The sequence below is a fragment of the Pseudoflavonifractor sp. BSD2780061688st1 E11 genome, from assembly GCF_005844125.1.
In the GTDB taxonomy this organism is placed as follows: Bacteria; Bacillota; Clostridia; order Lachnospirales; family Lachnospiraceae; genus Sellimonas; species Sellimonas catena.
In genome coordinates this window covers 36,002-48,353 of record NZ_SPHM01000030.1, presented here as the reverse complement: position 1 = coordinate 48,353, position 12,352 = coordinate 36,002, and the positions used below count along the sequence as shown (strand labels likewise).

The window sequence follows — 12,352 nt, the reverse complement described above, 5'->3', positions numbered from 1 at the left end:
GGAAGTAGGGATTTTCTCTGCTTCCCTTTTTATTTAGGAAAAATTCCTATTTTTGCCAATAATAATTATACACTAACGTGAAAGGTTGGGCCAGAAGAATCTTCCAATACCTTGAAATATCGAACAGATGTATGGTATACTGATAAAACTACGAACAGAGATGGGAGTACATAGAAAATGAGTATTTATGATTCATTGAATGATATGCAGAAAGAAGCGGTCTATCAGACAGAAGGACCGGTTCTGATTCTGGCGGGAGCCGGATCGGGAAAGACGAGGGTGCTGACGCACCGCATTGCCTATCTGATTGAAGAAAAAGGGGTGAACCCGTGGAATATTCTCGCCATTACATTTACCAATAAAGCAGCGGGCGAAATGCGGGAACGCGTGGATCAGCTGGTCGGATTCGGATCCGAGAGTATCTGGGTCAGCACGTTTCATTCTGCCTGTGTGCGGATTTTGAGACGATTTATTGACCGGCTCGGATATGATACGAACTTTACGATTTACGACACGGACGATCAGAAGTCGCTGATGAAGGAAGTATGCCGTTATCTCCAGATCGATACGAAGATGTACAAAGAACGGGCACTTTTATCAGCGATTTCTTCCGCAAAGAATGAAATGATCAGTCCTGAGGAGTACCGACTTGAGGCAGAGGGCGATTTTTCCAGAAAGAAAATTGCCGAAGTCTATGCGGAATACGAAAAGCAGCTGCGTGCTAACAATGCGCTGGATTTTGATGACCTGCTTGTGAAGGCCGTCCAGCTGTTCCAGACGCAGCCGGATGTGCTGGAGTATTATCAGGAGCGGTTCCGTTATATTATGGTGGACGAGTATCAGGATACGAACACGGTGCAGTTCCGTCTGATCCAGATCCTGTCATCCAAATACCGGAATCTGTGTGTGGTAGGGGATGACGACCAGTCCATTTATAAATTCCGGGGAGCCAATATCAAGAATATCCTGAACTTTGAAGAGGAATTTCCGGATGCGGTGGTAATCAAGCTGGAGCAGAATTACCGTTCCACCTCCACCATCCTGAATGCGGCCAATGCCGTAATCCGCAACAATCACGGCCGGAAGGACAAGACACTCTGGACCGAGAATCCGGAAGGGGAGAAGCTAGTCTGCCGTCAGTTTGACAATGCCTACGACGAGGCGGACTATATTGCGGGAGCCATTCAGAAGAAAGTCAAGGAAGAGGGCGCTTCCTATAATGAATGTGCCGTTCTGTACCGAACTAACGCACAGTCCCGTATGTTTGAAGAGCGCTTTGTCTCCACCAACATTCCATATAAAGTGATCGGAGGCGTCAACTTCTATGCAAGACGGGAGATCAAGGATCTGCTTGCCTATCTCCGTACCATCGAAAACGGGCGGGACGATCTGGCAGTACGCAGGATTATCAATGTGCCAAAACGGGGAATCGGACTGACTTCTATCAACCGGGTGCAGGAGTATGCTATCCAGAAAGAAATCGGATTTTATGAGGCACTTCGGGCGGCGGACCTGATTCCGAATATCGGACGCGCCGTTTCCCGTCTGGAATCGTTTACCGCGCTGATCGAGCATTTCAAAGAGGAAGCAGGACGGATGACACCGCTTGCCCTGTTAAATGATATTATCGAGACACTGGACTATGAAAGCTATCTCGAAGAGATCGATATGGAAGACGCCGAAAGCCGGATCGAAAACGTGGAAGAATTAAAAAGCAAGGTAGCATCCTACGAGGAAAGCTGTGAGCAGACCGGAGAACAGCCGACGCTGTCCGGATTCCTAGAGGAAGTGGCGCTGGTGGCTGATATCGACAATCTGGACGAGGAGAGCGATTATGTCGTTCTGATGACTCTTCACAGCGCAAAAGGACTGGAATTCCCGTATGTCTTTCTGGCGGGAATGGAGGACGGGCTCTTCCCAAGTTATATGACCATCACAGCAGATGATCCGATGGAACTGGAAGAGGAGAGACGCCTTTGCTACGTCGGTATTACAAGAGCCATGAAAGAGCTGACGTTGACCTGTGCAAGGAGAAGGATGGTACGGGGCGAGACCCAGTACAACAAATCTTCCCGGTTTTTACGGGAGATTCCGGAAGAACTTCTGGGCGGGCACAAAGAGCTGCACAAAGAAAAACCGCAGATAGAGATTGCAAGAAACCAGACCTACGCCAAGGCAAAAGCAGCTTTTCATTCTCAGGCATTCGGTATCAAAAAGCCGGTGCAACAGTTTAAGGTGGCTTCCGGAGAAGGACCGGGTTATGACGTGGGAGACCGTGTCCGTCATATGAAGTTCGGTGAAGGACTGGTGACAGCGATCACAGAAGGCGGCCGGGACTACGAAGTAACGGTCGAGTTCGATACGGTCGGAGTGAAAAAAATGTTTGCGGCATTTGCGAGACTCAAGAAGGTTGAGTAGGCGCAGATCAGACAGACGGACAAAAGAGCATGGGGAATTGTAATTTTAAAAGTACGGTTCACCCCAAACCGCCGTCCGCATGCGCACTCGTCGTGCTTCTGAGTATGGTGTGAACAGCACCCTTTAAAATGACAAAATCAGGAAAAGTTCACATAAAAGGATGGCATTCTGTCTATGATAGTGGTATAATTACCAAAAAGAATAAGCGTTGAGATGGCAACATCGGAAAGGAGAGGGAGCATGAGCGGAAAGTTTGAAGAGATTATGGCAGCTTCCAAATTAAGCGAATTATTACAGAAAAAAGATGAAGATAATACGAAAAAGGTGATTGTTTGGGTACTGGCGATTATTGGAGCCGTAGCAGCGGTAGCAGCGATTGCTTACGCAGTATACTCATTCTTTACACCGGATTATCTGGAAGATTTTGAAGAAGATTTCGATGACGATTTTGACGACGACTTCTTCGATGACGAAGATGAAGTAGAGTAAAACTTGGAAAAGCAAGAGAAGATAGGGTAGGAAATCAACTTCCTGCCTTATTTTTTTGAGAATCAATACAGGAGAGAGAAGAACCATGAAAAAAGGAACCATATATGAAGGAACTGTCTGCTGCGTCAAATTTCCAAACAAAGGAATTGTGAAAGTGGAAGGCGAAGAGCAGGATATCATCGTGAAGCATGTGATTCCGGAACAGAAAGTAAAAGTGGCAGTTAATAAAGTGAGAAAAGGGAAAGCCGAAGGACGGCTTCTGGAAGTCCTTGAGACATCGAAAGACGAGATCCCGTCGCCGTGCCCACATTTCGGACAGTGCGGAGGATGCTCCTACCAGAGCCTTCCGTACGAAAAGCAGCTGGAACTCAAAGAATCCCAGGTACGGGAACTTTTGAAAGACCGGATTCCGGAAGGAGTATTTGAAGGAATCAAGGAAAGCCCGGTGCGGGAAGCGTACCGAAATAAGATGGAATTTACGTTCGGCGATGAATATAAGGACGGCCCGCTGGCTCTTGGTATGCACAAGAGGGGAAGCTTTCACGATATTGTGACCGTTTCCGACTGCCGGATCGTGGATGAGGATTTCCGGATGATTCTGGAATGCACCAGAGAGTATTTTGAACAGCAGAAGGTGCCGTTCTATCACCGGATGCGCCATGACGGATATCTCCGCCACCTGCTTGTAAGAAAGGCGGTAAAAACAGGAGAGATTCTGGCGGACCTGATTACAACATCCGCTTATACAGGGGAAGAAGCTCTGCTGAGTGGGTGGAAAGAAGCACTGCTGGCATTGCCGCTGAAAGGAACCTTTGCGGGAATTCTGCATACAAGAAATGACAGCCTGGCTGACGCGGTGAAAGATGAAGGAACAGAAATCCTGTACGGACAGAACTACTTTTACGAGGAACTTCTGGGACTGAAATTCAAGATTACACCGTTCTCCTTTTTCCAGACGAATTCTCTGGGGGCCGAGGTACTGTATGAGACTGCACGGGAATATATCGGAGATACGAAGGACAAAGTTGTTTTTGACCTGTACAGCGGAACAGGTACCATCGCCCAGATCGCGGCACCGGTAGCCAAAAAAGTGGTCGGCGTCGAGATCATCGAGGAAGCGGTTGAGGCAGCAAGAGAAAACGCGGCATTGAATGAACTGGATAACTGCAGTTTCTGGGCCGGAGACGTACTGAAAGTAGTCGATGAGCTGCAGGAAGTGCCGGATCTGATTATCCTCGATCCACCACGTGATGGCGTACATCCGAAAGCACTGGAAAAGATCATTGGATTTGGGGCGGAGAGGATCGTCTATATCTCCTGTAAACCGACCAGTCTGGCGAGAGATCTGGAACTGCTGACAGGGAAAGGGTATGTGCCGGAACGGGTAAGCTGCGTGGATTTGTTTCCGGGCACGGTGCAAGTCGAGACTGTGTGCCTCTTGGGCAAACGAAAACCTGATACTACGGTAAAGATCGGTATAGATATGGAAGATTACCGCAGAATCAGGGATGAGGAAAAAGCAGAATAGAAGCCTGTCTGCCATTGAAAATAGTATACGGAATCGAAGTTGAGAAGCTGTTGATGCGTTAGAGAAAAACGTGTCAGCAGCTTTTTTGCGTTGGGTGCGTGGTTGAAACTTCGAGGAGGTGATGCCATTGGGCAGAGAGAATTGAAAATGGTGATGGAGGCAAGTCTGTAATAATTCTAAGGTCTGATCAAATCTGAAAGGAGTCAATTCTATGGCAAAGAAGAGTGTAAGAAATATGAAGGTCTGTGGACAGAGTGGTTATCAGTATAAGACGATCCCGTCTATCATGCTGAAGGGACAGTGGCTGAAGGACTGGGGATTTGAGATTGATGATGCGATTGTGGTGAAGTGTGAGGACGGGAAACTGGTGATTTCCAAGGCTGAAGCCGATGAGCGGCAGGCGATTACCGGAGTGAGCCAGATGGTTGCGGAAGGCGTGAAGAAATACGGAAACTGAGAATGATAAGAAAATCAGAGTCAAGGAGGAAAAGAAGATATGGGTAAGATTATGATGTGTGGATCGTTTAAAGGGGGAGTTGGCAAGACTGCCAGTTCCTGGAATCTGGCTTATTGTCTGGCAGAGATGGGGAAAAAGGTTCTGGCAGTGGATTTTGACAGTCAGGCGAATCTTTCTACCTGTTTTGGGATTGAGGATCCGGGATCAGTGCCGGTGACCATCGGGCATCTGATGATGAGTCAGCTGGAAGATGAGAAACAGCCGGGTCCGGCGGAGTTTATTCAGAGAAGAAATGGTGTGGATTTTATCCCGTCATCCATGATGCTGTCTGCTGTGGACAGCAGGCTGCGGATGGAGATGGGGGCAGAGAAGATGCTGGCAAGTATCCTGGAGCCGCTCAGGGATCGGTATGACTTTGTGATAGTGGATACGTGCCCTTCGCTGGGATCGTTGACCATCAATGCGCTGGCCGCAGCAGATGAAGTGATCATTACCGTCAATCCGCAGCTTCTGGCCATGATGGGGCTTCAGGATTTTATCCGGACAGTGAGAAAAGTACGGAGTAGGCTGAATGAGAGGCTTCAGATTGCAGGTATCTTGTTGACAATGTGTGACGCCAGAACAAATCTCTGCAAGGTGATCACGGAACAGGTGATGGAGGTGTTTGAAGGGCGGATCCGGATCTTTGAGAGCGTGATCCCGAATACGGTCAAGGTGGGGGAATCCATTTATTACAGTAAGCCGTTGATGGAATATGCGCCGGGAAGCAAGGCATGTGAGATGTACCGGAGTCTGGCGAGGGAGGTGGCAGGTTATGAAGGCGAATAGCCCGAAACGGAAGGTATTCCAGGATGCCTTGGATTTGCTGACGGAGGACATGGCAGTAGATAAGGCGGTATCTGAAAATGGTATTCTGCAGATTGCTATTGATAAGATCACGCCGTTTCATGACCATCCTTTCCGGTTGTATGAGGGAGAACGCCTGGATGATATGGTGCAGAGCATCCGGGTGCATGGAGTCCTGAATCCGGTGATCGTAAGACGTACAAAAAAGGGATTTGAGATGCTGGCCGGACATAACCGGGCAAATGCTGCCGAACTGGCGGGATTGAAGGAGATTCCTGCTATCGTGAAGGATAAGCTGACAGAGGAAGAGGCGTATGTTTATGTGATCGAGACGAACCTGATCCAGCGGTCCTTTACAGATCTCCTGCCGTCAGAAAAGGCGGCAGTGTTGAAGGAACGGCATGAGAAGATTTCCTGTCAGGGGAAACGGAATGATATTCTGAAAGAGATTGCTGCTCTGGAAGGCGCATCACAGAAATCAACTTGTGGTCACAGTGACCACAAGTTGAGGAGCAGGGATAGCGTTGGAAAGGAATATGAGCTGTCAGGAAGTTCTGTTTCCCGGCTGATTCGCCTGAATCATCTGATTCCGGAGTTTAAGGAACAGGTGGATGATGGAAGGCTGCCCTTTATGGCGGCGGTCCATCTGTCCTATCTGAATGAAGAAGAGCAGGACCTGATCTGTCAGGTTGCGGAGCAGGAAGGCAAGAAGATTCGCCCCAAGCAGGCGGAGCAGCTCCGGAAACAGAACGGGAAGATTGACCGGGAGGCAGCGGAGAATGTATTCCGATGCCCCGAGAAATCCAGGGCTGAGAAGAAGACAGTCAGGATATGGATTGACGCAGGAGTTTACAATACGTATCTGGCGGATGTTGGAGAAGCGGATATTTCTGAAATCATGGAGAAAGCATTGAAAATGTATTTTGGAAAGGCGGTGTGAAGTGTTTTCAGAGAGGGAATTAAAAGGATTGGATCGGGGCTATTTTAACATTATTATGGCAAATGACTATGATCTGACATTGATGAGCAAAAATACCGGCCACTACTGGTATTTGCATAATCCGGAGTATCCGGAAGAAGGAACGGTGATCATATTTCATCGTCATAATGGACAGCTGCCGTATCATCTGCACAGTAAAAGCAGCACGCTGAGCCGGGCGGTAAAGCAGATCAAAGCCCATGACGCGTTCCAGTTGAACGGCCGGCGGCCGGTCCGCAGATGATGAAGTATTAGCAGACAGCACTGCAGGAGATGCCTGAGGTGCTGTCTGATTTTATGCCTGATATTGAGAAAAGTAAGTCTTTAATTTCATATCTTGTTATCGCTTTTAGCTGATGTTCATTCTTGAGAAACTAAAGATTATTCGTTGTGAAAATTGAGGAGCTGTGATATACTGAAAATTGATTGATAAATTAGTTCCAGTAAAAGAATTTGAAGATGACGGACATGAGGTGTACGGCATGAAAATAAGCTATAAAAAATTATGGAAGCAGCTGATCGATGAAGATATGATGAAGAAAGATCTGCAGCAGAAAGCGGGGATCAGCTGGGCTACGATGACAAAAATGTCTAAGGGCGAAGTGGTAAGTACGGAAGTGCTGATGAAGGTATGTCAGGTACTGCACTGTAACGTAGGGGACATCATTGATTTTATTGAAGATGATCCGGAATAGAGCAGGGATTTTTATGGGACAGCAACCTTGTAATAATTAGAATGGGAATGTAAGGAAGGTAAGCAGCGGATGGCGGGAAATCAGATGACAAGCCCATATAAGGGAAGCGGCCAGATCACAAGAGAGAAATTTTTGTTTTATGAGATGCGGACTGCTGCAAGACTGATGGAGGAAGGGTTAAGTGATTCAGATGTGGAGGAACGGATCGTAGAGGATAATCTGTTCCAATACCCCACAGAGAAATCCATCCGACAAATGGCTAAGACTTGTATCCGGCGTCTGCATGGCCTTCAGGATGAAAGCCTGATAGCGGCAGTTGCGGCAATGCCTCAGGAGACAGCAAAGCAAATCTGTTTATATGCGATGATGAAACAGTATCGTTTGGTATGGGATTTTATGATCACGGTGATCGGTGAGAAATACCGGATGCAGAATTTCTCCTTCAGCCAGATGGATGTGAATGTTTTTTTCATGCAGCTTCAGGAACAGGATGATTACGTGGCTGGATGGAGTGAGAGTACGATGAAGAAAATCCGGCAGATTTTGATCCGGGTGCTTACGGAGAATGAGTATCTGGATGACATCAAGGCAGATCACATTAATCCGGTATGGCTGAATCCAGTGCTGGAGAATGCCATAAGAAGCAACAACGACGACAGAGCACTGGCGGCGTTCAATTGCTTTTCATAGGAGGAGAACATGAACAACATAAACGAAAGATTGGATAATCTGAAATTAGAGATACAGAAGCCGGAGTTCCTGGAAGGTAAGGGACTCAGCAATGAGGTGAATATTCGTATTTTCTGTTATGATGCCCAGGATGAAATGATCGTCAGGCATTTTACGGAGCAGCTGATTGTAGACCAGTCTCTGGACTGCCATTTGATTGAGCGAAATCTGTACAAGGTATTCTTGTCTATCTGTGATGATAAGCGTATTACGGAAAAGGCAGTGCAGATGGAAGGAAAGAAAGGAAAAGAGTTTCTGTTCCATAATCTGCAGAAGTTTGCCAATAATAAGAGCTTTGTGGTGAAGATGCAGTATGAACCGCATGAACCGGGGGATGTGCTGCTTCTGACCGGCGTGGGGGAGGTTTTTCCGTTTATGAGGATCCATTCCCTTCTGGAAGCATTGCAGCCTGAATTTCCGGATATCCCGATTCTGGTGATGTATCCGGGAACGTATGACGGAAGATTTGTGCGTTTGTTCGATAAGCTGGAACCGAATCCATATTACCGCGCATTCAATATTATTGGAATTGATGGTTCCAATAATCATGTATTGTAGGAGGTACTGACAAATGAGAATACAGGAAATGTTTTATGACGACATCGACCGTAAGATCAATGGCGTCGTTAAGGTAGACCAGGATGCCGCTGATGTACTGAAGCAGGAAGTTAAGGAATATGTCATCACGCGGGATATCCGTAAGCACATGATCACCTTCTTCAATAATTATGCCGAATCTTTTCGGGAGCCAACGGCAGATGTGGGCGTGTGGATCTCCGGATTCTTCGGAAGTGGTAAATCTCATTTCCTGAAAATGCTGTCATACCTTCTGGAAAACAAGGAAGTAGATGGAAAGAAGGTTGAGGACTATTTCCGTGAGAAGTTTGATGATGAAGCGACTTTCATGCAGATCGCAAGCGCGATCCGCGGAGAAACCGACACGATCCTGTTCAATATAGATATCGAGGGATCCATCAATAAGGATAAAACTGCTGTTCTGCGTGTATTCGCGAAGATGTTTTATAACTATCTGGGTTTTTATGGTGAGAATCTGAAGTGCGCGAAGATGGAACAGTTTATTGATAAAAAGGGGAAGACAGAAGAGTTTCGCAGAGTATTTGAAGAAAAGAACGGTTCCCCATGGGTAGAATCCCGGGATGCCTTCGCATTCTTCGAGGATGATGTGGTAGATACTCTGGTTGAAGTACTGGGTATGAGCGAGACCGCTGCTCGTAACTGGTTTGACGGCACAGAGACCGTTGAGACTTCCATTGCTCAGCTTGTATCCGAGATGAAGGACTATGTGGATGCCAAGCCGAAAAATTTCAGACTGCTGTTTATGATCGATGAGGTTGGCCAGTATGTGGGCGACAGCATTGATCTGTTGATGAACCTGCAGTCGCTTGTGGAGAAGATTGGAAGCGAGTGCAACGGAAAGATCTGGGTGGTATGTACCGGACAGGAAGCAATCGATGAGATCATCAAGACCAGACAGGATCAGTTCTCGCGTATCCAAGCAAGATTCAAGACCAGGCTCTCCCTGACGTCTTCCTCTGCGGATGAAGTGATCCAGAAACGTATCCTCAGAAAGAAGGATGAGGTAACACCGCAGCTGGAACAGGTATATAATGAGAACGATTCTGTGATGAGAAATCTGTTCAGTTTTAATTATTCTGCCGGTGATGCGGTTTTGGATATTAAAGGCTTTAATGGTCCAGGAGAGTTTGCAAGGGACTTCCCATTCGTACCGTATCAGTTCATCATCATGCAGAAGGTATTTGCCGAGATCCGCAAGCACGGTAATTCCGGAAAGCATCTGTCCGGCGGTGAGCGTTCCATGCTGTCCGGATTCCAGGAAGCGGCGCAGAAAATCGAGGATAAGGACGAGTTCGCACTGGCGCCGTTCTATCTCTTCTACGATACAGTTCACACATTCCTTGACAGTTCTATCCGCCGGGTCATCGAGCGCTGCCAGAAGGCGGCTGACACGAATGCCGGCATTGAGCAGCAGGATGTGGCTGTGCTGAAGCTTTTATATCTGGTTCGCTATATCGACGACATCAAGGCAAATTTAGATAATATCGTTATCCTGATGGCGGATGATATCCGCATGGATAAGATCATCATGAGGGAACAGGTGAGGGGATCCCTTGACCGCCTGATGAGCCAGAACTATATCGGACGCACGGGCGATACTTATAACTTCCTGACGGATGAAGAACAGGATATTCAGAGAGAAATCAAGAATATGCCGGTTGATACCGCGGCGATCGTGGAGCGTATCGCACATATGGTATTCGGCGATATTTATACAGCAAAAAAGTTCCGCTATGGCAAGTATGACTTTGCCTTTGATCAGATGGTGGATCATACCACGGTCGGAGCGGTGACAGGCGGCATGAGGCTGAAGATTATGACCGTGGCAGCGGATTCTGAGGAGAAGGCAGAACTTCGCCTGATGACAGAATCTGCGGGCCAGTCTATTGTGGTACTGGCTGATACGCCGTATTATGAGTCGTTGGAAAATGCAATGAAGATCCGCAAGTATGTGAAGCAGAGGAATGTGGCTCAGCTTCCAAAGAGCGTAAGAGACATTATTGCGAATTACCAGAGTGAAGCCGATAAATATGAGCAATCTGCACAGACGGATCTGGCAGACGCCATAACCAATGCGCAGTTCTATGTGGACGGCGAGAAGATTGAGATCAAGGCAGCAGCCGTTTCTTCAAAGGAAGAGGATCCGTTAAAGAGAGATTATGAGATCAAAAAAGGCAAGGCGAAGAGCGTTATTGACCAGTCCCTTGATTATCTGGTGTCCCATGTGTACAGTGACCTGGATCTGATCGTGGAAAACGCTGAATCGGATGCGGATATCTTGGCGCTTCTGACCGGCGCCGTCACGATGCTTCCGGGAACGGAGCCGAACAGGGATGCTGCTGCCAAGGTGGAAGAGTATCTGGAAATGCAGGATCGCAAGCACTTACCGACTTCCATGGCGGATGTTCAGAAAAGATACCAGGCGATCCCTTATGGATGGCGTGAGATTGATATTGCGGCTGTGGTGGCGCTTCTGATCGTAGGGCAGAAGGTGACAATCAAGTATGCCGGTTCAACAGTGCAGCCAAACAATCCGAAGCTTCCAGATATGCTGAGAAAGAAGAGCGAGATCGGGAAGACGCAGATTTCCAAGAGACAGGTGGTATCCGCAACAAGGATGAAGGCGGTCAAAGATTTTCTGCGGGATTACTTCAATCTCATGGATATTCCTGCGGATGAAGACGGCCTGATCCAGTTCATCATTGATAAGTTTGAAGGTCTGCAGAAGCACTATGAAGACCTTCTGGCAAAATACGAGGGTCATAAGTATCCGGACAGGAATGTGGTCAGCAATGCTGTTACCATCGTGAAGGATGTGCTGTCACAGCAGAAGGATAATGTGGCTCTGATCGAGCGTGTCCTTCAGCGGGAAGATAATCTGTATGATGTTCAGGATGCCATGCAGAGTGTAGAAGCCTTCTTCAAGACACAGATTTCCGTATTTGATACAGCGGTGAAGTTTGAGCAGGATCTGAGAAATGACCTGGACTATATTAAGAAGGATGAAGAGGCAAATCAGGCGCTGAACACGATTCGCCTGATTACCATGATCCCTTCCAATGGGAAGTATGATTACAGGAGAATTCCGGAATTGAATGCTCTGATGGCGAAGGTAAAGGCTTCCCATGATGCGATGCTGGAAGAAAAGCGCACAGAGCTACTGGAAGTAGTCCATCAGTGTATGGCGGAGATCCATCAGGCGTTAGACGATGGAAACGCGACAGCCAAGGCAATCAGCGACAAGGCTGATGTGTACTATGAGCAGCAGAAGGAAAAAATTGCGGAGACGACAAGCCTGGCATTGATGGAGGGCTTCCCGATTCCGATGTGGAATTACCGGGATGATGCTGTTTCCAAGATCGAGTTTAGCAAGCGGCCCCCGAAGCCGGTTGCTCCTAGACCTGCGAATCCTGTGAAGCCGGTTGTGAAGAAGACGTATAAGCCGATATTCCGTCAATCGCTTTTGAAGGCGGCAAGGCTGGAAAGCGATGCGGAAATTGATGCATATGTGGACAAGCTGAGAGATCAGTTGAAGACGTTACTGAAGGGTTCGGACGGTATCGAACTTAAGTGAGGCAGCAAATCTTTGATTTGTCTAGCTGAACTTATGCGGA

11 protein-coding genes are annotated in these 12,352 nt (G+C 47.6%); all 11 read left to right on the top strand.

Annotated elements, in window-relative coordinates:
• The first annotated feature begins 177 nt into the window (after positions 1-177).
• The 11 genes from pcrA (at position 178) to brxC (ending at position 12,312) form a co-directional block, all read left to right on the top strand.
• Positions 178-2,418, top strand: a complete 2,241-nt coding sequence (gene pcrA / locus FGQ85_RS13105; RefSeq protein ID WP_138373674.1) for a DNA helicase PcrA — start codon at positions 178-180, stop codon at positions 2,416-2,418.
• Between the two features lie 240 nt (positions 2,419-2,658).
• Positions 2,659-2,907 (top strand): DUF4366 domain-containing protein, encoded by a 249-nt coding sequence (locus tag FGQ85_RS13100; RefSeq protein WP_087168437.1) that lies wholly within the window; start codon positions 2,659-2,661, stop codon positions 2,905-2,907.
• A gap of 85 nt (positions 2,908-2,992) precedes the next feature.
• Positions 2,993-4,435, top strand: coding sequence for a 23S rRNA (uracil(1939)-C(5))-methyltransferase RlmD (gene rlmD, locus FGQ85_RS13095; protein WP_138373673.1), 1,443 nt, complete (start codon positions 2,993-2,995; stop codon positions 4,433-4,435).
• A gap of 211 nt (positions 4,436-4,646) precedes the next feature.
• Positions 4,647-4,892, top strand: coding sequence for a SymE family type I addiction module toxin (locus tag FGQ85_RS13090; protein ID WP_138373672.1), 246 nt, complete (start codon positions 4,647-4,649; stop codon positions 4,890-4,892).
• A 39-nt stretch (positions 4,893-4,931) separates the two neighbouring features.
• Positions 4,932-5,720: an AAA family ATPase gene (locus tag FGQ85_RS13085; RefSeq protein WP_138373671.1), complete on the top strand. Its 789-nt coding sequence runs from the start codon at positions 4,932-4,934 to the stop codon at positions 5,718-5,720.
• Positions 5,707-6,678 (top strand): ParB N-terminal domain-containing protein, encoded by a 972-nt coding sequence (locus FGQ85_RS13080; protein ID WP_138373670.1) that lies wholly within the window; start codon positions 5,707-5,709, stop codon positions 6,676-6,678. Before FGQ85_RS13085 ends, FGQ85_RS13080 begins: the two co-directional genes overlap by 14 nt.
• Before the next feature lies 1 nt (position 6,679).
• Positions 6,680-6,961 carry a hypothetical protein gene (locus FGQ85_RS13075; protein ID WP_138373669.1) on the top strand — a complete coding sequence of 94 codons (282 nt, stop codon included), beginning with the start codon at positions 6,680-6,682 and terminating at the stop codon, positions 6,959-6,961.
• Positions 6,962-7,199: 238 nt separating this feature from the next.
• Positions 7,200-7,412 (top strand): helix-turn-helix transcriptional regulator, encoded by a 213-nt coding sequence (locus tag FGQ85_RS13070; protein WP_072526147.1) that lies wholly within the window; start codon positions 7,200-7,202, stop codon positions 7,410-7,412.
• 69 nt (positions 7,413-7,481) lie between these two features.
• Positions 7,482-8,102, top strand: a complete 621-nt coding sequence (locus tag FGQ85_RS13065) for a DUF1819 family protein (RefSeq protein WP_138373668.1) — start codon at positions 7,482-7,484, stop codon at positions 8,100-8,102.
• 9 nt (positions 8,103-8,111) lie between these two features.
• The gene (locus FGQ85_RS13060; RefSeq protein WP_138373667.1) at positions 8,112-8,699 is read left to right on the top strand and encodes a DUF1788 domain-containing protein; all 588 of its coding nucleotides are present in this window, start codon (positions 8,112-8,114) and stop codon (positions 8,697-8,699) included.
• Between the two features lie 13 nt (positions 8,700-8,712).
• Positions 8,713-12,312, top strand: coding sequence for a BREX system P-loop protein BrxC (gene brxC / locus FGQ85_RS13055; RefSeq protein ID WP_138373666.1), 3,600 nt, complete (start codon positions 8,713-8,715; stop codon positions 12,310-12,312).
• Positions 12,313-12,352 lie beyond the last annotated feature (40 nt).

Coding starts and splice junctions, on each gene's coding strand:
- FGQ85_RS13080 (WP_138373670.1), top strand. CDS start 5,707: ATGAAGGCGAATAGCCCGAAACGGAAGGTATTCCAGGATGCCTTGGAT.
- rlmD (WP_138373673.1), top strand. CDS start 2,993: ATGAAAAAAGGAACCATATATGAAGGAACTGTCTGCTGCGTCAAATTT.
- brxC (WP_138373666.1), top strand. CDS start 8,713: ATGAGAATACAGGAAATGTTTTATGACGACATCGACCGTAAGATCAAT.
- FGQ85_RS13065 (WP_138373668.1), top strand. CDS start 7,482: ATGGCGGGAAATCAGATGACAAGCCCATATAAGGGAAGCGGCCAGATC.
- FGQ85_RS13070 (WP_072526147.1), top strand. CDS start 7,200: ATGAAAATAAGCTATAAAAAATTATGGAAGCAGCTGATCGATGAAGAT.
- FGQ85_RS13085 (WP_138373671.1), top strand. CDS start 4,932: ATGGGTAAGATTATGATGTGTGGATCGTTTAAAGGGGGAGTTGGCAAG.
- FGQ85_RS13090 (WP_138373672.1), top strand. CDS start 4,647: ATGGCAAAGAAGAGTGTAAGAAATATGAAGGTCTGTGGACAGAGTGGT.
- FGQ85_RS13100 (WP_087168437.1), top strand. CDS start 2,659: ATGAGCGGAAAGTTTGAAGAGATTATGGCAGCTTCCAAATTAAGCGAA.
- FGQ85_RS13060 (WP_138373667.1), top strand. CDS start 8,112: ATGAACAACATAAACGAAAGATTGGATAATCTGAAATTAGAGATACAG.
- pcrA (WP_138373674.1), top strand. CDS start 178: ATGAGTATTTATGATTCATTGAATGATATGCAGAAAGAAGCGGTCTAT.